Origin of the sequence: Pedobacter agri PB92 (genome assembly GCF_000258495.1) — a bacterium.
Lineage (GTDB): Bacteria > Bacteroidota > Bacteroidia > Sphingobacteriales > Sphingobacteriaceae > Pedobacter > Pedobacter agri.
Genome location: NZ_AJLG01000038.1, coordinates 1 through 23,284, shown reverse-complemented (window position 1 = coordinate 23,284; position 23,284 = coordinate 1). Strand labels below are relative to the sequence as shown.

Annotated in this window: 25 protein-coding genes and 2 pseudogenes; 10 read left to right on the top strand and 17 right to left on the bottom strand. The window is 37.7% G+C overall.

Annotation, left to right across the window (positions count from 1 at the left end):
* Positions 1-34: 34 nt before the first annotated feature.
* The 3 genes from ON09_RS07800 to ON09_RS07790 all read left to right on the top strand — a co-directional run bounded on the left by ON09_RS07800 (position 35) and on the right by ON09_RS07790 (position 2,417).
* On the top strand, positions 35-1,264 hold the full coding sequence (locus ON09_RS07800; protein ID WP_010600500.1) for a serine hydrolase domain-containing protein: 1,230 nt from the start codon (positions 35-37) through the stop codon (positions 1,262-1,264).
* Between the two features lie 123 nt (positions 1,265-1,387).
* Positions 1,388-1,693 (top strand): YbaB/EbfC family nucleoid-associated protein, encoded by a 306-nt coding sequence (locus ON09_RS07795; RefSeq protein ID WP_010600499.1) that lies wholly within the window; start codon positions 1,388-1,390, stop codon positions 1,691-1,693.
* Between the two features lie 46 nt (positions 1,694-1,739).
* A complete protein-coding gene (locus ON09_RS07790) occupies positions 1,740-2,417 on the top strand; it encodes a metal-dependent hydrolase (protein ID WP_010600498.1) in 678 nt (225 codons plus the stop codon).
* A gap of 57 nt (positions 2,418-2,474) precedes the next feature.
* Here ON09_RS07790 and ON09_RS07785 read toward each other — a convergent pair whose 3' ends face one another.
* Both ON09_RS07785 and polA read right to left on the bottom strand, forming a co-directional pair.
* On the bottom strand, positions 2,475-2,810 hold the full coding sequence (locus ON09_RS07785; protein WP_010600497.1) for a hypothetical protein: 336 nt from the start codon (positions 2,808-2,810) through the stop codon (positions 2,475-2,477).
* A 75-nt stretch (positions 2,811-2,885) separates the two neighbouring features.
* Positions 2,886-5,693 (bottom strand): DNA polymerase I, encoded by a 2,808-nt coding sequence (gene polA / locus ON09_RS07780; RefSeq protein ID WP_029204193.1) that lies wholly within the window; start codon positions 5,691-5,693, stop codon positions 2,886-2,888.
* A gap of 293 nt (positions 5,694-5,986) precedes the next feature.
* Between polA and ON09_RS07775 the strand changes: the two genes are divergently transcribed.
* Positions 5,987-6,667 (top strand): hypothetical protein, encoded by a 681-nt coding sequence (locus ON09_RS07775; protein WP_010600495.1) that lies wholly within the window; start codon positions 5,987-5,989, stop codon positions 6,665-6,667.
* Positions 6,668-6,725: 58 nt separating this feature from the next.
* Here the strand turns inward: ON09_RS07775 and ON09_RS07770 are convergent, their stop codons facing one another.
* From ON09_RS07770 to trmB, 5 genes are all read right to left on the bottom strand, one after another.
* Complete coding sequence (locus tag ON09_RS07770; protein WP_010600494.1) at positions 6,726-7,319, bottom strand: DNA-3-methyladenine glycosylase I; 594 nt, start codon at positions 7,317-7,319, stop codon at positions 6,726-6,728.
* Positions 7,312-7,674, bottom strand: coding sequence for a four helix bundle protein (locus ON09_RS07765; protein ID WP_010600493.1), 363 nt, complete (start codon positions 7,672-7,674; stop codon positions 7,312-7,314). Before ON09_RS07765 ends, ON09_RS07770 begins: the two co-directional genes overlap by 8 nt.
* Before the next feature lie 54 nt (positions 7,675-7,728).
* Positions 7,729-8,082, bottom strand: a complete 354-nt coding sequence (locus tag ON09_RS07760; RefSeq protein WP_010600492.1) for a carboxymuconolactone decarboxylase family protein — start codon at positions 8,080-8,082, stop codon at positions 7,729-7,731.
* Positions 8,083-8,151: 69 nt separating this feature from the next.
* Positions 8,152-8,490, bottom strand: a complete 339-nt coding sequence (locus tag ON09_RS07755) for an MGMT family protein (protein ID WP_010600491.1) — start codon at positions 8,488-8,490, stop codon at positions 8,152-8,154.
* A 2-nt stretch (positions 8,491-8,492) separates the two neighbouring features.
* The gene (gene trmB, locus ON09_RS07750) at positions 8,493-9,143 is read right to left on the bottom strand and encodes a tRNA (guanosine(46)-N7)-methyltransferase TrmB (RefSeq protein ID WP_010600490.1); all 651 of its coding nucleotides are present in this window, start codon (positions 9,141-9,143) and stop codon (positions 8,493-8,495) included.
* A gap of 119 nt (positions 9,144-9,262) precedes the next feature.
* Here trmB and fcl point away from each other — a divergent pair.
* Positions 9,263-10,190: pseudogene (gene fcl, locus ON09_RS07745) on the top strand (GDP-L-fucose synthase).
* Between the two features lie 52 nt (positions 10,191-10,242).
* Positions 10,243-11,175: a hydrogen peroxide-inducible genes activator gene (locus ON09_RS07740; RefSeq protein WP_010600489.1), complete on the top strand. Its 933-nt coding sequence runs from the start codon at positions 10,243-10,245 to the stop codon at positions 11,173-11,175.
* Here the strand turns inward: ON09_RS07740 and ON09_RS07735 are convergent.
* From ON09_RS07735 to ON09_RS07715, 5 genes are all read right to left on the bottom strand, one after another.
* A complete protein-coding gene (locus tag ON09_RS07735; RefSeq protein ID WP_010600488.1) occupies positions 11,172-11,414 on the bottom strand; it encodes a hypothetical protein in 243 nt (80 codons plus the stop codon). The genes ON09_RS07740 and ON09_RS07735 overlap by 4 nt on opposite strands.
* A 9-nt stretch (positions 11,415-11,423) precedes the next feature.
* Positions 11,424-11,885 (bottom strand): hypothetical protein, encoded by a 462-nt coding sequence (locus ON09_RS07730; protein ID WP_010600487.1) that lies wholly within the window; start codon positions 11,883-11,885, stop codon positions 11,424-11,426.
* 97 nt (positions 11,886-11,982) lie between these two features.
* Positions 11,983-12,591: a superoxide dismutase gene (locus tag ON09_RS07725; protein ID WP_010600486.1), complete on the bottom strand. Its 609-nt coding sequence runs from the start codon at positions 12,589-12,591 to the stop codon at positions 11,983-11,985.
* 182 nt (positions 12,592-12,773) lie between these two features.
* Entirely contained in the window at positions 12,774-13,241 is a 468-nt protein-coding gene (locus ON09_RS07720) for a nucleoside deaminase (RefSeq protein ID WP_010600485.1), read from the bottom strand.
* A gap of 264 nt (positions 13,242-13,505) precedes the next feature.
* On the bottom strand, positions 13,506-13,841 hold the full coding sequence (locus tag ON09_RS07715) for a tRNA-binding protein (protein WP_010600484.1): 336 nt from the start codon (positions 13,839-13,841) through the stop codon (positions 13,506-13,508).
* A 212-nt stretch (positions 13,842-14,053) separates the two neighbouring features.
* Here ON09_RS07715 and ON09_RS07710 point away from each other — a divergent pair, with 212 nt between their 5' ends.
* The 4 genes and pseudogenes from ON09_RS07710 to ON09_RS07695 all read left to right on the top strand — a co-directional run bounded on the left by ON09_RS07710 (position 14,054) and on the right by ON09_RS07695 (position 19,412).
* A complete protein-coding gene (locus tag ON09_RS07710) occupies positions 14,054-15,532 on the top strand; it encodes a xylulokinase (RefSeq protein WP_010600483.1) in 1,479 nt (492 codons plus the stop codon).
* A gap of 19 nt (positions 15,533-15,551) precedes the next feature.
* Positions 15,552-16,884: pseudogene (xylA, locus tag ON09_RS07705) on the top strand (xylose isomerase).
* A gap of 113 nt (positions 16,885-16,997) precedes the next feature.
* Positions 16,998-18,665, top strand: coding sequence for a sodium/sugar symporter (locus ON09_RS07700; protein ID WP_010600482.1), 1,668 nt, complete (start codon positions 16,998-17,000; stop codon positions 18,663-18,665).
* 348 nt (positions 18,666-19,013) lie between these two features.
* Positions 19,014-19,412: a VOC family protein gene (locus tag ON09_RS07695; protein ID WP_010600481.1), complete on the top strand. Its 399-nt coding sequence runs from the start codon at positions 19,014-19,016 to the stop codon at positions 19,410-19,412.
* A 1-nt stretch (position 19,413) separates the two neighbouring features.
* On the opposite strand, the gene ON09_RS07690 is transcribed toward ON09_RS07695, so the two are convergent.
* The 5 genes from ON09_RS07690 to ON09_RS07670 form a co-directional block, all read right to left on the bottom strand.
* Positions 19,414-19,797: a hypothetical protein gene (locus tag ON09_RS07690; RefSeq protein WP_010600480.1), complete on the bottom strand. Its 384-nt coding sequence runs from the start codon at positions 19,795-19,797 to the stop codon at positions 19,414-19,416.
* Position 19,798: 1 nt separating this feature from the next.
* Positions 19,799-21,025, bottom strand: coding sequence for an ABC transporter permease (locus tag ON09_RS07685; RefSeq protein WP_029204189.1), 1,227 nt, complete (start codon positions 21,023-21,025; stop codon positions 19,799-19,801).
* Positions 21,026-21,106: 81 nt separating this feature from the next.
* A complete protein-coding gene (locus tag ON09_RS07680; protein ID WP_010600478.1) occupies positions 21,107-21,745 on the bottom strand; it encodes an MBL fold metallo-hydrolase in 639 nt (212 codons plus the stop codon).
* 35 nt (positions 21,746-21,780) lie between these two features.
* Positions 21,781-22,368: a gliding motility lipoprotein GldD gene (gldD, locus tag ON09_RS07675; protein ID WP_010600477.1), complete on the bottom strand. Its 588-nt coding sequence runs from the start codon at positions 22,366-22,368 to the stop codon at positions 21,781-21,783.
* Positions 22,369-22,438: 70 nt separating this feature from the next.
* Positions 22,439-23,182, bottom strand: a complete 744-nt coding sequence (locus ON09_RS07670; protein WP_010600476.1) for a shikimate dehydrogenase family protein — start codon at positions 23,180-23,182, stop codon at positions 22,439-22,441.
* Positions 23,183-23,284: the final 102 nt, after the last annotated feature.

The following is a 23,284-nucleotide window of genomic DNA, read 5'->3' as shown; positions in this document are numbered from 1 at the left end:
TTTCGGGTTTTAAATACACTATCCTATATAATTAATGAATTTTAGATTTATATGTTCAGCATTAGCACTCTCTGTATCAATTTTTACCGCTTGCAACAGCAAAAAAGCAGAAGAGCAAAAAGCAGCTGACGCCAAAATCCGTGTTAAGGAAGATGACAAAGCGGATAGTCTTTTAATAGCTTATGATCCAGCCAAAGGAGATAAATGGATCGCCGATTTCGTTCAAAATCTTCATAAAAAGTACGGATTTAATGGGAACATGCTCGTGGCTAAAGACGGCAAAATTCTTTATGAAAAAGCGATTGGGTGGGCAGATTATCTACATCGCGATAGCTTAAAAATCACTTCTGAATTTGAACTGGCATCCATTACCAAAACTTTTACCGGAACGGCCATTATGCAATTGGTAGAAGCAGGCAAGCTTTCGCTAAATGATAATGTGAAGAAATTTTTCCCAAATTTCCCCTATGATGGAATTACGGTGAAACTTTTGCTAACACACCGTAGTGGCATGATGAACTATGTTTATTTTATTGATGACATCTGGCGGAAAGAAAAACGCAATATGAAAAAGGGCGTAAGCAACCAGGAGGTAATGAACGTAATTGCAGAACGCAAACCTAATCCTTACGTAAAACCAGATAACCGTTTTCATTACAATAACTCCAACTTCATGGTGTTGGGTGCCATTATTGAGAAAGTAACAGGTCAGCGTTTCTCTCAATACATGATGGAGCATATTTTTAAACCAGCAGGAATGAAACATACCCATGTTTACAGCACAACCGAATACGAAAAAATTCCTGTTGATGTGGTTGGCCATGACCGTACCTGGAGGTATTCAGTAGCCCAAAATTTTCTGGATGGACCAGTTGGGGATAAAGGAATTTACAGTACTGTCCATGATCTGGTACTTTACGATAAATATTTAAAAAATGGCCGTTTACTCACCAAAAAAAGCACAGATTCATCTTATGTGGGTCGCAACAAACCTGTAAATGGCCATTTTAATTATGGTTATGGCTGGAGAATGTTTGATGGCGACAAAATGGATAAAGTGGTTTACCATACGGGTTGGTGGCATGGTTTCCGCCATATTTACGTACGTGATTTAGATAAAAACATTATCGTAATTTTCTTGGGTAACTTAACCAATGGAAGTTTAATGCACCTCGATGATTTGTATAAGCATTTAAATATGCCAATTATCCGCAAGGGAGCTTACCATGGAAATGGAAGCCTGCCGGGAAGCGATGAAGACTAAAAAGATAAACCTCGAAGATTGATTTTCGAGGTTTTCTTATTTTAAATCATATTGATTTACATAAAAATAGCTTAGTAAAAAACAATTTAGCCTAAATTCGTTTTATAATAAAAACAACAAATTATGTTCGATAAATTATTCGCGGCACAGCAAAAAGCCGAAGAGATTAAGAAACGTTTAGATACCATTTCAGTATTTGGCGAGGTTGAAAATGGTGCCATCAAAATCACAGCTACTGCTAACAAAGCCATTACAGGAGTTTCAATTGATGAAGAATTTTTTAAAAATGCTGATAAAGAAGAGTTGGAAGAATTATTACAGACTGCGATAAACAAAGCCCTGGCAAATGCTGAAGAAGTAAGCTCGACAGAAATGCAAGCTTCTGCAAAAGATATGTTAGGCGGTTTAGGTGGAATGTTTGGTCAATAAGCATTCCTTTTTTGCGCATTCGTTTATCCAATCTTAAAATCTTAATATGAAATATACTTATTATGGCCAATCGTGCTTTTTAATTGAGGCTGATGGCAAGAAATTCCTATTCGATCCATTTATTAAATCAAATCCATTGGCGAAAGATGTGGATACGTCTAAAATTGAGGCCGATTATATTTTGGTGAGCCATGGCCATGGTGACCATGTTGCAGATTTGGTTGAGTTAGCCAAACAAACCAATGCGGAAGTGATTGCAATGGTAGAGGTTGCCAAGTGGATTAAAGAACAAGGTGTAGATAAAGTAACAGATATCAACTTTGGAACGCAAAAATTATCTTTCGGCAAACTTCGTACTGTATGGGCAGTGCATAGCAGCTCAAATCCGGATGGTAGTTATGGTGGAAATCCAGCTGGATTCGTATTGGAATTAGCAGGCAAACAAATTTATTTTGCCGGAGATACAGCCTTAACAGTTGAAATGAAATTGCTGTCAGAACTTTACAACCTGGATTACGCTATTTTACCTATTGGTGGTCATTACACCATGGATGTTGATGATGCGATTATTGCCTCGAAGTATATTGATTGTGATCAGATAATTGGTGTTCATTACAATACTTTCCCCCCAATTAGTATTGATACTGAAGATGCTACAGCAAAGTTTAAACGAGAAAGTAAAACCCTGTGGCTCCCTCAAATTGGTGAAACGATAGCACTATAAAATAAAAAAAGGGGATTGATTCACATCATCCCCTTTTCCAAAACTATAAATCTAAACCTAGTTCTTTTTAGCAGCCTCTTTGTTTGCTTTGTAACGCATATCAGCTGTTCCATCTTTTTTAGTAGGACCTACAACCTTAGTTACTGCTTTTGTTTTATTTTCTTTGAAACGCATATCTGGCGTACCATCTGCTTTCAGTTTTGCAGCCGTTGTAGTTGTTTTTGTTTCAACTTTCTTTGCTTCTTGTTTTGCACTTGCTTTTACTGGCGCAGTAGTTGTTTTCACTTCCTTTTTAACAACTTGTTTAGCCTGTGCTGTTGTTGCTGGTGTTTGTGCAAATGCTGTGGTTAAACCAAATGCTGCGATTGCGATTAAACTCAATAACTTTTTCATACTCGTTTTTAATTTGTTAATATAAAATTGATTAATCGGGATGAAGTTTTAATGAAGATAGGAATAAATTTATTTTTAATGTGCTGCCAGCCAATTTTCTCCCTCGCCAATTTCAACAACAATTGGAACGGTTAATTTAATTGCATTGGCCATTTTATCTTGAATGATTGCTTTCATAACTTCTTTTTCTGATTTTACCACATCAAAAACCAACTCATCATGTACTTGCATGGTCATTGTTGATTGTAAGTTTTGTGCTTTCATTTCTCTGTGGATATTAATCATTGCTATCTTAATCATATCGGCAGCTGAGCCCTGAATAGGTGCATTGATGGCATTTCGTTCCGCAAAACCACGAACAGTTTGATTAGCCGAATTGATATCTCTTAAATAGCGTCTTCTACCCATAATGGTTTCTACAAATCCATTTTCACGGGCGAAGTTCATCGTATCACTCATATAACGCTTAATGCCTGGATACTGAGCGAAATATTGTTCAATAATTTCTGCCGCTTCTTTACGTGGAATGCCTAAATTTTGAGATAATCCGAATGCAGACTGACCATAGATGATCCCGAAGTTTACGGCTTTTGCATTTCTACGTTGTGTGCTATCTACAGCTTCAATAGCGATTCCATATACTTTTGCAGCGGTAGCGGTGTGGATATCAATGTTTTTACTAAAGGCATCCAGCATATTTTCTTCTTTGCTAATCTCTGCAATAATCCTCAGCTCAATTTGCGAATAATCGGCCGATAACAAAATATGATTTTCGTCTCTGGCAATAAAGGCTTTACGCACTTCCCTTCCACGCTCAGTACGGATTGGAATATTTTGCAAATTGGGATTATTTGAACTTAACCGACCCGTGGCAGCAACAGCTTGATTATAGGAAGTATGAACACGACCAGTTTTAGGGTTTACCATCAATGGTAAAGCATCAACATAAGTCGATTTGAGTTTCTGCAACTGGCGGAAATCCAAAATATCCTGAACGATATCACTTTTGCTGGCCAAAGCCGTTAATACATCCTCCCCGGTTTGGTACTGTCCGGTTTTAGTTTTCTTTGCTTTTGGATCGAGCTGAAGTTTATCAAACAAAACCTCACCCAGTTGTTTCGGAGATGCCAGATTAAATTTGATTCCAGCCTTATCATAAACATTCTGTTCAAACTTAGTAATATCAGTTTCCAGCTCCTTCGAATAAGCTTTTAATGTTTCAATATCTATACGAACACCTTCTTTTTCGATGTCGGCCAAAACATAAACCAATGGGTTTTCAATCTCAACAGCCAATTTAGCAGCATTCAACTCCTTTAATTTTGGTTCAAAAACATGAGCCAATTGCAAGGTTACATCCGCATCTTCGGCGGCGTAATCAACTACATCAATTACAGGAACATCACGCATAGTCAGTTGATTTTTACCTTTTGCCCCGATTAGTTTGGTAATTGATATTGGTGAATAACCCAGATAGTTTTCTGAGAGCACATCCATGCCATGGCGGGTATCAGGATCGATCAGATAATGTGCCAGCATGGTATCGAAAAGTTTGCCTTTTACCTGCACACCATACCATTTCAATACTAAAATATCGTATTTGGTATTCTGACCAATCTTTTCGATTTTTTCATTTTCAAGCACAACTCGGAATTCATCTACAATAGCCTGAGCTTCTTCTCGGACTGCTGAGACAGGAATATAATAGCCGGTTCCTGGCTTTATTGAAAACGATAGGCCAACTAAATCTGCCATATTCGCATCAGTTCCCGTAGTTTCTGTATCAAATGATATTTTTTCCTGCGTAAGCAACAGTTTTATTAAATTAGCACGCTGCTCTGCGGTTTCTACTAAAACATAATCATGCGCTGTATTTTCTATTGTTTTGGCAGGTAATTTTTCTGCAGGCTCTTCTTCTAAAGTGTTGGTATACTGAATGGTTTCGCCAGACTGATTTCCAAAAAGATCAGTTTGTGTTCCTTCTCCAAATCGTGCTGTGGTAACCGAAAACTCATCACCAAAAACCCGGCGCCCTAGTGTTCTAAACTCCAGCTCCGTAAAAAGCGGTTCTAACAAATCACGACTTGGATCGCAAAGTTCCAAACTTGCTTCATCGAGTTCAACGGGAACATCCAATAAAATGGTTGCTAGCTTTTTTGAAATTAATCCCTGCTCAGCAAAGTTCTCTACATTTTCTCGCTGTTTTCCTTTAAGTTCATGAGAATGCGCAATGATATTCTCCATCGAACCATATTGTTTAATTAAGGCTTTTGCTGTTTTTTCACCAATCCCCGGAATTCCAGGAATGTTATCCACCGCATCACCCCATAAACCTAAAATATCGATAACCTGTAATACGTTTTCAATTTCCCATTTTGCCAGCACCTCCTTCACTCCCAAAATTTCCATATCGTTACCCATTCGGGCTGGCTTATAAATAAAAATATTTTCAGAAACCAATTGGGCAAAATCCTTATCGGGAGTCATGCAATAAACCTGAAAACCTTTCGACTCTGCTTTTTTTGCAAGCGTACCAATAATATCGTCTGCTTCGTAACCATCTGAAGTGATTACCGGAATATTAAATCCAGTAATTAACTTAATTACATAGGGCATCGCAGCAGCCAAATCTTCAGGCATTGCCTGCCTATGTGCTTTGTATGCTTCGAAAGAAGTATGTCTTTCAGTAGGGGCTTCAGTATCAAAAACGACAGCAATATGCGAGGGTTTTTCTTTCTTCAGCACATCGAGCAAAGTATTGGTAAAGCCCATTACTGCCGATGTATTAATCCCTGTTGAAGTAAAACGAGGATTTTTACTTAATGCGAAGTGTGCCCGGTACATGAGCGCCATTCCATCTAGAAGAAAGAGTTTTTTATTCATGTGATAAAAGTAGCTAAAGTTAGCGATAAGGTTAAATTGCTTTTTCAACAAAAAAGCTAAAATTAAATTATTGCATTCTGGTATTTCACGTTAAACTAAAACGCCCAATGAAACGTTTCACATCATTATTTTCTGCTTACTTCGCCCGTCGCAATAGATTGATGACAAAATGAAATCAGAACTTTCAAAATTTCAGCAAAACCATTCTGGTTTAGAAGTTGGAAATATCAAAATTAATTTGAACTCGCAAGATTTAAAAATTTGTTGCGTTATTTGTATTAAGCCTTATTGATATGAAATTTCCATTTTTAACATTCATACTTTTTCTGTTCGCTAATTCGGGTTTTGCCCAGGATTTTATTGTTAAAAATAATGATGATGTAATTCGTGGAACTGTAAAGGGCACCGATTATTTTTCGGTTTACATCAGCGCAAATGACGAAGCGGATGTGATTCTCCCTGCAAAAGATGTGAAAAACTTCTTCTGGAATGGAAACAGTTTTGTGAGCAAAGGTTTTGCAAACGGAAAAAATTTCGAATACCGTTTTGTAAAGCTGATCGAGATGGGAACCGTAAATCTTTATTCTTTTGGTGGCGGAACGTTGGTTCCAGCAGTTAAGGAAAAAAAGGTGAAGTTCAGGCCATCAGTGGGCATTGGCACCGGAACTGGCGGTTTTGGCGGCATGGGAATGGGCGGCGGAATTAGTATTGGAGGTGGTAGAAGCGCAGCACCTGAACGCCCTGCCGGTGCACCTGTAATTCGTTATTTTATTGAAAAACCTGGCGCCGGACCCTTACAGGAAGTGCCTATGAAAGCCATAACTGATGAGGATAAAAAAGCAAATGTAAAAAGCATATTGCTTCAAAAACTGGGAGACAATGCTGGTTTGAAAGCAAAAGTTGAGAGCAGTACCGATTTTAACAGCCGCGAGGTGATTGAGTGGGTAAAGGAATATAATGCAACAAAAAAATAAACCAGGATTTTGGAAAATCAATCTTCAGAAGGTTGTTCATTACAAAATCACTTTTTGATTATCTGGCACAACAGGTCGTTAGGTGGTCGTTTACCATTCCTGTAGCCTGCATAAAGGCATAACAAATTGTAGTACCAAAGAATTTAAATCCCCGCTTTTTCATGTCTTTGCTAATTTGATCTGATAATGCTGTTCGGGCCGGAACATCACTCATTTTCTCAATTTTATTTGCGATGGGTTTCCCATTGGGGATAAAATTCCAAATGTACTTTGAAAAACTTCCAAACTCTTTTTGAATTTCGATGAATAATTTAGCATTGGTAATGGCGCCATTTATTTTTAAACGATTCCGGATAATACCTCCATCGTTCATTAACCGATCAAAATCTTTATCATCAAAAGCAGCTACCTTCTCTACCACAAAGTTCGCGAAAGCCTTCCTGTAACTCTCTCTTCTGCGAAGAATGGTTATCCAGCTTAAACCCGCCTGTGCACCTTCCAAAATCAAAAACTCAAAGAAGGTCTTATCATCATAAACAGGCTTTCCCCATTCTTCATCATGATATTTGATGTAGAGCGGATCGGATCCAGCCCAGGAGCAACGAATTGAGTCATGAGTCGTAAGTCCAAAGTCTTGAGTCACCTTATGCAAATTTAGCTGGGTTATGAATCATGAAGTTTAATAATTTGCTTATTTCTTCACACTTAGCATCAAGTGAGTTATATGTATCGTTTGAAATATATGCACATGCAAGTGCTACATCTAACCAAACCTGCGTTTCTCCATTTTCCATATCTGCATCAGTTAATTTGCTGATAAAATGATTTGGGTATCTTCTCTTTTTATATGCTTCTCCAATACTACTACAAACTGATCTTGAGGACCTTTGAATCTGATCCACCAAACTATACTGCTCTATTTTTGGAAAATCTTTTGTTAGGTTATGGATTTCCATCAATAAAGAAAACCCTTTCTTATATGCAATCAATTCTCTGAACTTTCCCATGCGAAATAATTTAAAACGAATATAAGATTCGATCACAGACTCATGACTTCTGACTTAAGACTTTGGACTCAACAACAGCTCATCCCAATACTCTACCGCTCTTCTATAATGCGGAATGACAATACTTCCTCCAACCAAATTTGCAATCATAAAAATTTCATTCATTTCATCGCTGTTTACGCCTGCATCGTGGCATTTACCCAAATGATATTTAATGCAATCATCGCAACGTAAAACCATTGAAGCCACCAATCCTAGCATTTCCTTTGTTTTTACATCCAGGGCACCATCGGCATAAGAAGTGGTATCAAGCGCAAAAAAACGTTTGATGTTGGTATTCGCAGTTTCCATGATTCTATCGTTCATTTTTTCACGATAGCCATTAAATTCTTCTACTAATTTTCCCATATTAATTATTGAGTGAGTGATTTTTAAATGAGTGAATGAGTTGTTGTTAACCACAAAAATTTTATAATCCTAATCCTCAAAATTCATTTCTTCCAGTGGATTCCAGAATACCTTTTTAAAATTGACAACCTTATCGTTTTTAACCTCAACGCCTTCTTTGAACAAAAGTTCAGCCATCGTTTCTGGTGTTTCAAAATGAAATTTTCCAGTAAGCAAACCGTTACTGTTTACCACCCGGTGCGCAGGCACTTTCGGATGAGCCGTTCCTGCATAAGCCATTGCATGCCCTACCATTCTTGATGATTTGGCTGCTCCTAAACTTTTAGCGATGGCACCGTAGGAGGTTACTCTTCCTTTCGGAATTAAGCGGGCAACCTCATAAACCTGGTCGTAAAAGTTTGTATTCATCTTTATTCAAACGAAAATTGAATGTAATTGATGTTTTTATCGTGAAGCAGGTATTTCTTTTCGTAATAGGTCTTAATCGATAACACATCATCAACTAAATCCGAAGTATATAAATGATCTGTATTTTTATGAACCTTTAAACCAAGCGCTTCTACTTTCTCACAAGTATAGGCATAAAGCTGATCATTGTCTGTTTTAAGGTTTACCTTTCCGCCAGACTTCAATACCGTTTTATAGCGTTCTAAAAATACTGGAAAGGTAAGGCGTTTTTTTTCTCTGCTGTCTTGTGGCTGAGGATCTGGAAAGGTAATCCAGATTTCGTCTATTTCGCCTTCAGCAAAATAATCCAATAGGTTTTCGATCTGAATTCTTAAAAAGGCCACATTATCAATCCCATCTTCAATAGCTGTTTTTGCCCCACGCCAAATTCTGTTTCCTTTGTAATCAACACCAATAAAATTTTTATCGGGGAACAATGTGGCCAGGTTCACAGTATATTCACCTTTTCCACAAGCCAACTCCAACACAACCGGATTTGAATTTTTAAAATGTTCAGCAGCCCATTTACCCTTTAGGGTTTTCCCCTGATCTAATTGATATACGTTTGCAAAGGTCTCTATCTCGGCGAAACGTCTAAGTTTATCTTTACCCAAAAGTTTTTTTTCGGCAAATTTACAATTAAATCAATTATGAAAACAGGTTTTGCATGCTTATCTTGCCAGTTTTTAGTTAATCAATTGTATTTTTGCAATCGACTTAAAGAAACATCACATTGGAAAAAAGCGCCAAAATTTATATTGCAGGTCATCGTGGCATGGTTGGGTCAGCAATTTATCGTAAGCTTCAAAAAGAAGGGTTCGAGAATTTATTAACCAAAACATCCGAGGAACTAGATTTAAGAAATCAACGAGCTGTTGCCGATTTTTTTTGCACAAGAACGCCCGGAATATGTTTTTCTTGCAGCTGCAAAAGTAGGTGGTATTGTCGCCAACAATACCTACAGAGCCGATTTCCTTTATGAAAACCTTGCCATTCAAAACAATGTCATTCATCAATCTTATTTAACAGGGGTTAAAAAATTGATGTTTTTAGGATCAAGCTGCATCTATCCGAAGTTAGCTCCACAGCCTTTAAAAGAAGATTATCTGCTTACTGGAGTTTTAGAGCATACCAATGAGCCTTATGCCATTGCCAAAATTGCTGGTATTAAAATGTGTGATGCCTACCGCGATCAATATGGATGTAATTTCGTTTCGGTAATGCCGACAAATCTTTATGGTTATAACGATAATTATCATCCGCAAAACTCTCATGTTTTACCGGCACTGATCAGAAAAATTCATGAAGCTAAAGTAAACGATGAAACGCAAGTAACCGTTTGGGGTTCCGGAACGCCATTAAGGGAGTTCCTATTTGCTGATGATTTGGCTGATGCCTGTTATTTCCTGATGCAAAACTATGATGAGCCAAACCTGATTAATATTGGTACCGGACACGACCTGACCATAAAAGATTTGGCTTTATTGATTAAAGACGTGTTGGGATTTGAAGGGGAACTCGTTTTCGACACGACAAAACCCGACGGTACACCTCGAAAATTAATGGATGTAAGCAAGTTGCACAACCTGGGCTGGAAACATCAGATTGAGTTAAAAGAAGGTATTGAATTAGCCTATCAGGATTTTCAAAGCAGATATTAAAATGTGATAGTTAAAATTGATATATTTGAAAAGATAAATCAATTTTAACTATATGACTTTAGTTCAACTCGAATATATTGTTGCCGTAGATACTTACAGAAGTTTTGTTACCGCTGCCGAAAAATGTTTCGTTACACAGCCTACCTTGAGTATGCAGGTTCAGAAACTGGAAGAATTACTGAGCGTTAAAATTTTCGACAGAAGTAAACAGCCTGTATCACCAACGGAGATCGGTTCTCAAATTATTGCTCAGGCGAGAATTATTTTACAGGAAAGCGGGAAGGTAAAGGAACTCATTAGTAGCCAGCAGCAGGATGTATTGGGTGAACTTAGAATTGGTGTAATCCCAACTGTAGCTCCCTATTTATTGCCACAGGTGATTTCGGCCATGCTGGAAAAATATCCCGAACTCAAACTGCTGATTTGGGAATATACTACTGAAGATATTATTCATCATTTAAAAACCGGCGTGTTGGATTGTGGTATTTTAGCTACTCCATTAACGGATGTTAACATTTCAGAAACGCCATTATACTACGAAAATTTTGTAAGTTATATCAGTAAAAACAGCAAGCTTTACAAAAAGAAAGCTGTTGATGCTGAGGATTTAAACGACGAAAATATTTGGCTGTTAAACGAAGGGCACTGCATGCGAAATCAGGTTCTTAATATCTGCCGTTCGACTAAAAATAACAGATTGCAGGGCTTAGAGTATAATACCGGAAGTGTAGAAACCTTGGTGAGGATGGTTGATTTAAACGGTGGAGCTACTTTATTACCTGAGTTGGCTATTGCAGAATTAAATGCTAAACAAACCAACAAAATCCGTCACTTTAAATCTCCTGAACCGGTGAGGGAAATTAGCCTGGTAACACATAAAAATTTCATCAAAAAAAGAATGTTAAATGCTTTAAAAGAAGAAATTTTAGCCATCATCCCGAAAACAATGAAGCAGAAAAAAAAGAAAGATATTGTTGGTATCTAACAACTAAGATCATTTATCTTCAATTTCTTGTCTACATGATCAGCCAACTGATAAGCAGCGGTTTTCGGGTTTTTATCCTCTAAAAAAATGAGGATCACCAAAGAAATAATTGGAATTAAAAAAGAAATCAGAAACCAGAACCAGAAATTTCTGCCAGTGCGTTTAGCTAAAAAACCAGCCAGTAACTGAGGTGAAAGTAATAAGCCAATAACAACCGTACCGAGGATAATCTCTGGCATAGTAGTGTCTTATTGTTTTTGAGGATCTAGCGGAGGTGCGGAAAGCAAGCCTTTGATATCACTCTCAACTTCTTCTTCTTCACCTTTTTTCTTCTTTTTCTTTTTGTCTTTATTCGATTTTCCGCTTAGGCGCTCTTCAATTACTCTGTCGTATTCGGTTTGTTGTTCACCTTTTAATACGTTGCGGATATTTTTAGAGGTTTCGTTCTGAAGTTTATAAAATTTATCTACATCCTCTTCCCGAGAATTACCTGCTTGTTGCCTTTTTATTAAATCTGCCTGTTCTTTAGCCTGATTAAAAGTGAAACGATAGATTACACTTTTCTGCGTATCGTTTAGCTTCAAACGTTTATCCAGATCCTCTACATTTTTCTTTGCAATCTCATCTGGTGTCGGCATTTTGTTTTGCTGAGCATTTACCAGGTTAATTAAACCAAACACCATTAAAAATAAAAATATAATCCGCTTCATTTTAAACATTTTAATAGTTGCGAAGTTACTTAATTATCTTAAAACAAGAAAGTCCCGATTTTCACCGAGACTTTCTAAATTTTATAAAAAGGATTGCTTACAAAGCTTTTTTATAAAGTTCTGCAACTGCATCCCAGTTTACTGCATTCCAGATAGCCGTCAGATAATCAGGACGTTTGTTCTGATACTTTAAGTAATAAGCATGCTCCCAAACATCGATACCAAAAATTGGGGTACCTTTTACTTCTGCAACATCCATTAAAGGGTTATCCTGGTTTGGAGTAGACGAAACCTGAAGTTTTTTATCAGCGCCAACAGATAACCATGCCCAACCCGAACCAAAACGAGTTGCACCAGCATCTTGTAATTTAGTTTTTAACTCAGCAAATGAACCAAAAGCCTCATTAATTGCTTTTGCTAAATCGCCAGTTGGTTCGCCACCTTTGTTCGGACCTAAAACTTTCCAGAATAAAGAGTGATTATAGTGACCTCCGCCATTGTTTCTCACAGCAGCAGGATATTTAGAAATGTTTTTTACAATTTCTTCGATGCTTAAACTTGCTTCAGGCTTACCTTCAACAGCTTTATTTAAGTTAGTAACGTAAGCTTGATGGTGTTTATCATGGTGGATTTCCATGGTAGTTTTATCAATATGCGGTTCTAATGCATCGGTTGCGTACGGTAACGCAGGTAATTCAAAAGCCATAGTATTATGTTTTTAGATTTTAAAATGTTTCTAATAGCAAATATAACATTCGTAGGTTAAGATTTGTTCATGTAATTATCATCAAATCTTTTTTCACGAAAAGTTTCCAATCTTTGTGATCAATAAAAAATTGGAACATCGAAAAATTAAAATCAGATCAGATAGCTACAAGCCATTTTAGGCTATCTTTTCTTTGCAAAGAAATTTTTCATAAGTAAGGCAGATTCTTCCGCTAAAACGCCGCCTTTAAGCTCGGTTTTTGGGTGCAATAAGTTTGCATTTTTCGAAATAAATCCACGTTTCTCTTCCCTGGCGCCATAAACGATGCGGCTTATTTGCGTCCAGTAACTGGCCCCGGCACACATTACGCAAGGCTCAATGGTAACATATAACGTACAATCTCTTAAATATTTAGCACCAATAGTTTGGGCGGCAGATGTAAATGCCTGCATTTCGGCATGTGCTGTTACATCGTTAAATTTCTCGGTTAAATTATAACCTCTCCCAACAATACGGTTTTTGCTCACCACAATTGCACCAATCGGAATTTCATCTTCACTTAGTGCTTTCCTAGCTTCTTCCAAAGCCAGTTTCATGTAGTGAATATCTTCTTCCTCAGGGTTGGTATTTTCGAAATTATAAAAACTCATAGCGCAAAGATAACGAAAGGCCTGAAACCACTATTGTTTAATCGAACCCAAATTAAAATGGTTTTGCTACAGGTTAATGCGCCGCATGCATATTGAATTTGTTTAAAAAAATGAGGAAGCGGAGCGCTATTGCTTATCGGAAAATGCCCTCCTGCTTTACATTATAGCCCCGAGAAATCGGGGGCTGCCATTTCAATCAGGGCTAAAAACAAAGGATCAACAAGAAACCAATTCCTCGCTACAGCGCTGATACTTAGTGTAAATCTAAATCAGTTTACTGCCGTTGGGCGTTTTTTTATCTACAGCTGTGAGAATGATATCGCCATTTTCATCAGCGAAACCCGTTACCAAAAACTCTGACATAAACTTACCAATTTGTTTCTTCGGAAAGTTAATTACCCCTATAATTTGTTTTCCCGGCAATTCCTCGAGCGTGTAGTGTTTGGTAATTTGAGCGCTACTCGTTTTAATTCCAAAAGTCCCGAAATCAACCTTTAACTTATACGCCGGCCTTCTGGCCTCCGGAAACTCGAAGGCTTCTATAATAGTTCCAACACGCAGCTCTACCTTCTCAAAATCATCCCATGTAATTACTTCCATTATTTCCTATTTTGATTTTAATATCGCTAAAGTATCAATTATGCTTCAATTGTTATCCGGAATAAATTGTATTCTTAAGCAAAGTTGACTTGAATTTGGAAGCATTTAACTCCATTACAACCTTCATGTTGTCAGACAAAAATTTGCGCATTTGAATTTAAGACCTATATTTATGCAACCGTTTGCATAACCAAATACACTAAACCATCCAAATGTATTTATTAGGTATTGATATAGGCACATCATCAATTAAAGTTGCAGTTGTTGATGTAGAAACCCAAAAAAGTATTGCAACCGTTCAATATCCCGAGGCCGAAACAGAAATTAAATCTGTTCGCCCTGGCTGGGCAGAACAATCTCCTGCAGATTGGTGGGAAAATACAAAGCTGGCTATTCTTAAGCTAAATGCTACAAATCTATTTAACCCGAAAAATATTGCAGCTATAGGCATTGCTTATCAAATGCATGGTTTAGTTGTGGTTGATGAAAATCAAGATGTATTGCGTGACAGCATCATTTGGTGTGATAGCAGGGCCGTAGAAATAGGTGAAAAAGCTTTTGATCAGATTGGCCACCAGAATGCATTAAGCAGCTTGCTCAACTCTCCTGGCAATTTTACCGCATCAAAACTGGCTTGGATCAAAGAAAACGAACCTCATATTTATCGAAAAATAGATAAAATCATGCTTCCCGGAGATTTCATTTCAATGAAATTAACCGGGAATATTACTACAAGTATTTCGGCATTATCTGAAGGTATTTTCTGGGATTTTCAACAAGATAAAATTTCGAAAGCTGTAATGGATTATTACGGGTTAGATTATAATTTTATTCCTGAAATAAATGAATTATTCGCCTCACATGGCGTACTAACGGAGGAGATAGCCTTATTTTTAGGCTTAACCGCAGGAATCCCGGTGGCATATAAATCAGGAGATCAACCTAATAATGCTCTCTCATTAAATGTGATGAAGCCAGGTGAGGTTGCTGCAACGGCTGGAACTTCAGGCGTCATTTACGGCGTGAGCAATAGCCTAACTTACGACCCACAGTCGCGTGTGAATACTTTTGCGCATGTAACCTATTCTCCCGAAGAAAAAAATACTGGTGTATTACTTTGCATTAATGGCACCGGCAGTATGTTCCGTTGGGCGAAAAACACCTTTGCACCTCATTTAAATTATCAAGAGTTAAATACTTTAGCAGCAAAAGCTCCTATTGGTAGCAAAGGATTAAACGTATTGCCATTTGGAAATGGAGCAGAACGAATGCTCAATAATCAGTATACAGGCGCCCAGTTTTTAGGTATCGATTTAAATATTCACAGTCAGGCAGAAATTTTTAGAGCCGTTCAGGAGGGCATAGCATTCTCATTCAGGTATGGTATTGATATTATGCGTGAAATTGGAATGGAGCCGAAAGTAATCCGGGCAGGTAGGGCCAATCTTTTTCTTAGCGAGGTTTTTGCGCAAACCTTTGTTGATGTTACCGGCGTTCGGGTAGAACTTTACGAAAATGATGGTAGCGTTGGCGCAGCATTAGGAGCGGGCATTGGTGCAGGCATTTTCAACACTGCGGAAGACGCATTTACACATCACGAAGTGGTCGCCACACTTGATCCGAAAAATTCTGCAGCTTACGAACCGATCTACCAGGAATGGAAATCATTACTAATGAAAACTTTAAAATAGAACCACAAAAAAATATACAATGACAAAAGTAGTAACAGGAGCAAAAGAATTTTTTAAAGGCATAGACCAAATTCAATTCGAAGGGTTAGAAAGTAATAATCCATTAGCCTTTAGATGGTACGATGGGAACAAGATAGTCGCAGGTAAAACCATGAATGAGCATTTCAAATTTGCATGTGCTTATTGGCATTCTTTTAATGGAAACGGTGCTGATCCTTTCGGTGGTGCCACGCACATTTTCCCCTGGGATGAAAAAAATGATGTGATCGAAAGGGCAAAAGCTAAAATGGATGCTGCTTTTGAATTTATTACAAAAATGCAGTTGCCTTACTATTGTTTTCACGATGTTGATGTTGTTGATTATTGTGATAATGTAGCTGAAAACGAACGTAGATTACAGAGTTTGGTAGAATATGCTAAAACAAAAACAAGCTGATAGCGGCGTAAAGCTACTTTGGGGAACTGCAAATTTATTCAGTCACAAACGTTACATGAACGGTGCTTCAACCAATCCCGATTTTCATGTACTGGCACATGGAGCTGCACAGGTGAAAGCGGCGCTTGATGCCACGATTGCTCTTGGCGGCGAAAATTACGTTTTCTGGGGAGGCAGAGAAGGTTATATGAGTTTGCTGAATACCAATATGAAACGTGAGCAGGAACATTTGGCTAAGTTTTTACATACGGCAAAAGATTATGCCCGTCAGCAAGGGTTTAAAGGTACTTTTTTCATTGAGCCTAAACCATGTGAACCCTCTAAACATCAATACGATTATGATGCGGCTACGGTAAAAGGATTTTTACAGCAGTACGATTTATTAAATGATTTTAAACTTAACCTGGAGGTTAACCATGCTACTTTAGCTGGCCATACCTTTCAACATGAACTACAGGTAGCAGTTGATAACGGACTGCTGGGTTCCATCGATGCCAATCGTGGCGATTACCAAAATGGATGGGACACCGATCAGTTTCCAAATGACATCAATGAATTAACAGAATCCATGCTGATTATTCTGGAAGGCGGTGGCTTACAGGGCGGCGGTGTAAACTTCGATGCAAAAATTCGCAGGAACTCCACCGATCCTGCAGATTTATTTTATGCGCACATTGGCGGCATGGATATTTTCGCCAGGGCTTTGATCACCGCAGACGCCATTCTTCAACAGTCAGATTACAAAAAAATCAGAGCCGATCGCTACGCATCCTTTGACAGTGGAAAAGGAGCAGAATTTGAGCAGGGCAACTTAAGTTTAGAAGACCTGAGAAACTTCGCCGCCGAAAACGGAGAACCTGAAATGAGAAGTGGAAAACAGGAATATCTGGAGAATTTGATCAACAGATATATCTAATTGGCAGCATAGAAAAATAATAAATGTCGTTTTAACATTTTTAAGTTAAAAAAATTAAAATTTAATTTATGATTTCACTACATTTAGCCTTCTAAACCAAATAACTTACTTAAATGAAAGTAACAGATTACATTATTTTTCTAGCCTATTTTGCTGTTGTGGCAATATATGGTTTCTGGATTTACCACCGTAAAAAGCAAGCGCAAATGAGCAGTAAGGATTACTTCCTTGCTGAAGGATCACTGACCTGGTGGGCCATAGGCACCTCATTAATTGCCTCAAATATTAGCGCTGAGCAGTTTGTAGCCATGAGTGGCGATGGATTTAAAATGGGATTAGCCATTTCCACTTACGAATGGATGGCCGCTGCAACACTGGTTATTGTGGCTACATTTTTTATTCCCGTTTACCTCAAAAACAAAATCTATACCATGCCTCAATTTTTGAGTCAGCGGTATAATGGTACAGTTGCCATGATTATGGCCGTGTTTTGGTTATTATTATATGTAGTGGTTAACCTAACCTCGATACTTTATTTAGGCGCCTTGGCTGTAAGCAGCATATCAGGTATCGGTTTCTGGTATTGTATGATTGGTTTAGCCGTTTTCGCGGTTATTATTGCCCTGGGCGGAATGAAAGTTATCGGATATACGGATGTTATCCAGGTTGCTTTCTTAATTTTCGGAGGTTTAGCCACGACTTATCTCGCCCTTAATTTAGTGAGTGATCACTTTGGCGGAGACGGTGTTTTGGATGGTTTAGCATTTTTGAGAGAAAAAGCTCCTGACCATTTTCATATGATTTTCAAAAAGGACAGCGCCAATTATGCTTCTCTTCCGGGTATGACGGTTTTATTAGGTGGTATGTGGATTGTGAACTTAAATTATTGGGGATGTAATCAGTACATTACGCAGCGTGCTCTAGGTGCTGATTTAAAAACTGCACGAGCCGGTATTTTATTTGCGGCATTTTTGAAGCTCTTAATGCCTCTTATTGTTGTTTTGCCGGGTATTGCCGTTTACATGTTATATCAGGAAAAAACGGGTATTGATGTAAATTCAATGATGCCGGGGGGCGAACTTCGTCCGGATCGTGCCTACCCAACCTTATTAAATATTTTACCTACCGGATTAAAAGGTTTATCATTCGCTGCACTAACCGCAGCAATTGTAGCCTCTCTTGCTGGTAAAATAAATAGTATCTCAACCATTTACACTTTAGATATTTTTAAGAAACACATCAGAAAAGAAGCTTCTGAAAAAAGTTTGGTAAGAACTGGCAGATTGGTAGTTATTGTAGCCATGGCCATTGCAATCGCAATTTCTCCATTTTTAGGTATTGATAAAAAAGGTGGATTTGAATTCATTCAGGAGTACACAGGATTTGTGAGTCCGGGTATTTTTGCCATGTTCATTTTAGGTTTCTTCTGGAAAAAAACCACTTCAAATGCAGCGTTATTTGCTACCATTGGTGGCTTTGGTTTATCCGTTTTACTGAAATTTTTACCTGGAATGATGGATTTATCATTCTTACACGATTTCGGCTTCTCAGTAGCAAATGCTGAAGGCATTTACGAAATCCCTTTCTTAGATAGAATGGGCTTTGTTTTCGTTATTTGTATCGTGGTGATGTTTGCGATTAGCATGATCGAAAATAGTAAAGGCGATAAATCAAATGGTTTAGAAATTGATTCCAGTATGTTTAAAGTTCACCCTAGTTTTGCCGTAGGATCCTTATTGGTTTGCGGTATTCTGGTAGCGCTTTATTCTATCTTCTGGTAAATAGAAGAGATATAAGATAAAGAAAGGCTTTCTGGTTAAACCGGGAAGCCTTTCTTTGTTTAAAGATACTTTCCTGCTTACGCTCGTTTCAAACGAGCGCATCAGTAAAAAGCGATTTAATCGCCGTTATTATTCGTAAAATACGAAAAGCCATTTCCACGCTCCTTAGAAACGAGCGTGGGCTAAGAACGATTTCTTTACGACGAAGTTTGAGGGGCGTCAATTTATCTTTTTTGAGATAAAATTGATAACTTTAATTAAACGGTCAACCTCAGCATATTAAGAATGCCTTAAAGTTGCAATATTCCTTGATTCTCCCAGGTATATAGCGGGAGGCGGGTTGAAAAAATGAGGGCTAAACTAATTCAGCATGAAATCACCAGAATATTATCAGACAATTATGCCTTACCTTGTGGTAAAGGATGCCGAGAAATTATAGATTTTTTAAAGGAAGTTTTTAACGCGGATATAAAGTTAATCGTACCTAGGGAGAATGGCTCCATCATGCATGCTGAAGTTGTTATTGAAGGGGGAACAATTATGTTTGCCAATGCAAATGATGATTTTCCGCCCTTTCCAGCCGGAATGTTTATACACTCGCCAAATGCAATAACTTTCTACGATAAAGCCCTTAAAAATGCTGCAACCTCTATACAGGAACCTGCTCAAAGGGAATATGGCTTAAGTGCCGGCTTTGAAGATGCCTGGGGAAATGTTTGGTGGGTAACCGTTCCTGAAAATAAATAGATTATTGTGCACAAGGCCCGTCAGGAATTTCTTTACTGATTTTGATCACTTTAGTAACTACCAATGTCGAATCGAAATCAGCTGAAACGGTTGCAGTATCAGATTTGGCAATATAACCTTCCAGCTCTACATAAACGGGTTCATAAGGCTTTTCAAAACCTAAATTACTGTAAGAAAGCTCCAGGTTTTTAACACTGTCGGTCACCCAATATTCTCTACCATCTTCACAAAGAGTAAAAGATTTCATTTCAGGACCAAAACTATAAAGCCCTTTAACAACTTTTAATTTACTGTTTTCGCCTTCAGCTTTCTCTGTTCTATTACAAGCGGTAGCCGCCACGCCAAGTAGCACAACAAATACAATTGCTTGTTTAAATAACTTCATTCTATATTGATTGATTAATTTGATCGATCTTTTTGACACTTAAATTTGATGACAAAGCCGATGCCAAAAATGAAAAAATACCCACTGTAATAAACACTAAAACAAAATCCTGCCATTTTAATCCGATAGGGTATGCATTTACCATAGATCCTTCACCCATGCTGATTAGCCCAAATGTATGCTGGACATAATAGAAAAGCAAACCTATGATTAAACCCAACACGCATCCAGACATGGTAATCATCATTCCTTCAAAAAGAAAAATGCGTTTAATTAATTTTTTGCTGGCGCCCAGGCTGCTCAAGATAGCAATATCCTTAATTTTATCGATAACAAGCATGGTTAGGGAGCCAACTACATTAAATATAGCGATTATTAAAATGAATGTTAAAATAATATACACCATACTTTTTTCAGAATTAAATATATGATGTAAAGAACTATTTTGTTCTGCCCGGTTTTGAACAACAAATCCACTACCAAGCTTTTCTGCAATTTCGTCTTTGTACTGATCGACATCTACATTTTGATTAAAATCGATTTCTATAGACGAAACATTTTTGCTTTCATCCAACAACTCCCTTGCAAATTCCAGGGGAACGATGATGCCGTTATCAAAATCTTGCTGCACCTCAAACACACCGCTTACGCGAATGCTTTTGGCAATAAAATCATCAGTAGGGTTTAAAGAACTAACGGATATCGTTTTTTTGGGCGAATAAATTTCTAATTCTGTAAAAGGATCTAAAGTATTCACTGCCAGATAACTCTGCAATGCTGATCCCATTACACTACTAAAACCACTTTTGTTTTGAAGTATAAATCGACCTTCTTTAATTGTACTGTCTAATTTGGTATTCTTCAGATAATCAGCACTAACGCCCTTAACTAGGCCCACAGCCTGTTTATCATTGTATTTTAACAAAGCCTTTTCCTGTAAAACTTCAGAAAATGCGTATACATCCTTATTTTTTCTTAGTGCATTGAAATAGGCCGTGTTGGGATCGAATGTTTTACCTTTTGCAGGTGTAATTGCAATTTGAGGAGTAATGGTATCAAACATACCCAGCACTACTGTTTCCAAGCCGTTAAATACTGATAAAATAATAATCAGGGCCGCACTGCCAACCATTACGCCGGCCATTGATATTCCAGATATCAGATTGATGGCATTGGTAGATTTTTTGGCAAACAAGTAGCGTTTGGCAATATATAGCGGCGTATTCACAGTTGCAAAGATAGCTAAAATGTAAGATGTATCATGTAAAACGGCACGTTTAACGCCCAGATTAGCTGATACAGCCTAGATCTAAAAAAACGGATTATTTTGCTTTTCGAAACCAATTGTTGTCGCCGGACCATGGCCAGGATAAACCTTCGTTTCATCTGGTAATACAAACAATTTATCGGAAATGTTTTGGAGGAGTTGCTGATGATTGCCACCAGGCAAATCTGTTCGGCCGATGCTACCATAAAACAATACATCACCCCCAATCAAAATATCATCAGCTTTGCTGTAAAAACATAAGTGTGCCGGAGAATGGCCAGGAGCAAAAATTAAATCAAGTGTGCTATTGCCAAACGTGATAACGTCTGTTTGTTCCAGAAACTCATCCGGAAGTGGCGAAGTTTCATATTTATAAAATCCCATTGATGGAGCGTATCCCGGAACGGCTTCCAACACCACCAATTCTCCTTTATGAAATTTTGGCTTTAATCCATAAGTATCAAAAATAAACTTATTGCCGAAAACGTGATCGATGTGGCAATGGGTGTTTAATAACAAAACCGGATTAAGGTTTTGCGCTTTGATAAAGGAAACCAGTTCATTCTGTTCGAAGCCTTCATACATGCCCGGATCGATAATAACGCACTCTTTTGTTTCATCGTAAAGAACGTAGGTATTTTCGCTGTAAGCGTTAAAGATGAATATTTTTATAGTAATCATAGTTTGTGATGCCTAATAGAGAATAATCGTAACAACTAATTTTTCCATCTAAAGGTAGAAATCAAAGTATCGATATCTGTTTTGATAAATTTGACAACTGGAGCAATAGAATCATATTGAGGGCGCTCATTAAAATATAATGCTCCTCTGAAATAATGTTTCGCACTATCTGTTAGAAAAAACTGAACCGAGGATGCTGTATTTCCCTCAATGGCATAATAAATTCCATAAACCTTTTGCTGAGGATAATTGATAATTCGCTGATCAATTGCGCTTGCTTTTATGGTATGTTTGAAAGCCAGTTTCCTGGCATCTTCTACCATCTGATCATATTCACCTTTGGCGGATACATCATAATAGGTAAGGTGCAGGTAGCCATTAAACTGCTTAAAATGCAGGTTATACCAATTTGCTCTCGCATCCCGACTTTGATCTTGCTCAATTGTGGCATAAACAGGATATTGAAACTGGTAAGGAACAGGTTTAGAGAATGCTGCGTATGCCTTCTTAGGAAATTCAATTCTATAATAACCTTTAGGCTTAGGGCTATAGTCATTATTCTGGCAAGCGGAAAAGCACAAGAGTAGCATAAATGGCAGAAAGACAAAAGATTTCAATTTCATAAAATAACCAGCTTAACAGATTGCCTTATCGAAAGTCGGCATTCGCTTTCGCAATAACGACAGATAAATATTATTTATTCCAAATGGCCCAGGCTTTTTCTGCCTGCTTATACAACATTTCTAAACCGTTTTTAACTTGCGCACCGCGTTCTGCTGCTTTAGAGAGGAATGCCGTTTCCAGAGGATTATAAACCAAATCGTAGACTAAGTGATCGCTTCCAAGTTGTGTATAATCGATTTCAGGGAAAGTATTTATATGGGGCGACATGCCCAATGGTGTGGTGTTAATTAAAAGCTTGTGGCGCTCTAACAACTCTGGTGTAACCTGGTTGTATAAAATAGCTCCAGCGGTTGCCTTTCTTACTACAACCTGATATTCAATACCCAACTTTTGCAGTACATATTTTACCGCTTTGGCAGCACCACCATCGCCAAAAACCAATGCCTTTTTATGCTTAGCCGTTAATAGCGGTTTTAACGATTCTTCAAAACCGTATGCATCGGTATTAAATCCTTTTAAATATGTTTCGTCCTCGAATCGTTTAATACAAATGCAATTTACTGCACCGATTTTTTCCGCAGCTTCTTCAATTTCATTTAGAAATGGTAAAACGCCAACTTTATGCGGTATCGTCACATTCAATCCGCAAAGCGACTGATTTTCAGCAAGTAAATCTGCAAGTGATTTTATGTTTTCTATTGGGAAAAGTTCATATTGACGATCAGTTATTCCCTCATTTTGAAACTTTTCGGTGAAATATTTTTTAGAAAATGAATGTGAGAGTGGAAATCCGATTAGACCGTATGTTTTCATATGTACAAGGATTCTTTATAAAGCATAAAGCAATCTTACAGCGGTAGTAAATCAACTAACATTGTAAGATTGCTTCGTGGCTCGCAATAACGATATATTTTA

What these genes read in the sequence shown, in the direction of transcription:
- ON09_RS07680 (WP_010600478.1), bottom strand. Translation starts at nt 21,745, where the DNA reads ATGATTACTATAAAAATATTCATCTTTAACGCTTACAGCGAAAATACC.
- ON09_RS07735 (WP_010600488.1), bottom strand. Translation starts at nt 11,414, where the DNA reads ATGCCAGAGATTATCCTCGGTACGGTTGTTATTGGCTTATTACTTTCA.
- ON09_RS07765 (WP_010600493.1), bottom strand. Translation starts at nt 7,674, where the DNA reads ATGGGAAAGTTCAGAGAATTGATTGCATATAAGAAAGGGTTTTCTTTA.
- ON09_RS07740 (WP_010600489.1), top strand. Translation starts at nt 10,243, where the DNA reads ATGACTTTAGTTCAACTCGAATATATTGTTGCCGTAGATACTTACAGA.
- ON09_RS07795 (WP_010600499.1), top strand. Translation starts at nt 1,388, where the DNA reads ATGTTCGATAAATTATTCGCGGCACAGCAAAAAGCCGAAGAGATTAAG.
- ON09_RS07720 (WP_010600485.1), bottom strand. Translation starts at nt 13,241, where the DNA reads ATGAGTTTTTATAATTTCGAAAATACCAACCCTGAGGAAGAAGATATT.
- ON09_RS07715 (WP_010600484.1), bottom strand. Translation starts at nt 13,841, where the DNA reads ATGGAAGTAATTACATGGGATGATTTTGAGAAGGTAGAGCTGCGTGTT.
- ON09_RS07710 (WP_010600483.1), top strand. Translation starts at nt 14,054, where the DNA reads ATGTATTTATTAGGTATTGATATAGGCACATCATCAATTAAAGTTGCA.
- ON09_RS07730 (WP_010600487.1), bottom strand. Translation starts at nt 11,885, where the DNA reads ATGAAGCGGATTATATTTTTATTTTTAATGGTGTTTGGTTTAATTAAC.
- ON09_RS07695 (WP_010600481.1), top strand. Translation starts at nt 19,014, where the DNA reads ATGAGGGCTAAACTAATTCAGCATGAAATCACCAGAATATTATCAGAC.
- ON09_RS07760 (WP_010600492.1), bottom strand. Translation starts at nt 8,082, where the DNA reads ATGGGAAAATTAGTAGAAGAATTTAATGGCTATCGTGAAAAAATGAAC.
- gldD (WP_010600477.1), bottom strand. Translation starts at nt 22,368, where the DNA reads ATGAAATTGAAATCTTTTGTCTTTCTGCCATTTATGCTACTCTTGTGC.
- ON09_RS07725 (WP_010600486.1), bottom strand. Translation starts at nt 12,591, where the DNA reads ATGGCTTTTGAATTACCTGCGTTACCGTACGCAACCGATGCATTAGAA.
- ON09_RS07690 (WP_010600480.1), bottom strand. Translation starts at nt 19,797, where the DNA reads ATGAAGTTATTTAAACAAGCAATTGTATTTGTTGTGCTACTTGGCGTG.
- ON09_RS07670 (WP_010600476.1), bottom strand. Translation starts at nt 23,182, where the DNA reads ATGAAAACATACGGTCTAATCGGATTTCCACTCTCACATTCATTTTCT.
- ON09_RS07785 (WP_010600497.1), bottom strand. Translation starts at nt 2,810, where the DNA reads ATGAAAAAGTTATTGAGTTTAATCGCAATCGCAGCATTTGGTTTAACC.
- ON09_RS07790 (WP_010600498.1), top strand. Translation starts at nt 1,740, where the DNA reads ATGAAATATACTTATTATGGCCAATCGTGCTTTTTAATTGAGGCTGAT.
- polA (WP_029204193.1), bottom strand. Translation starts at nt 5,693, where the DNA reads ATGAATAAAAAACTCTTTCTTCTAGATGGAATGGCGCTCATGTACCGG.
- ON09_RS07700 (WP_010600482.1), top strand. Translation starts at nt 16,998, where the DNA reads ATGAAAGTAACAGATTACATTATTTTTCTAGCCTATTTTGCTGTTGTG.
- ON09_RS07755 (WP_010600491.1), bottom strand. Translation starts at nt 8,490, where the DNA reads ATGAATACAAACTTTTACGACCAGGTTTATGAGGTTGCCCGCTTAATT.
- ON09_RS07800 (WP_010600500.1), top strand. Translation starts at nt 35, where the DNA reads ATGAATTTTAGATTTATATGTTCAGCATTAGCACTCTCTGTATCAATT.
- ON09_RS07775 (WP_010600495.1), top strand. Translation starts at nt 5,987, where the DNA reads ATGAAATTTCCATTTTTAACATTCATACTTTTTCTGTTCGCTAATTCG.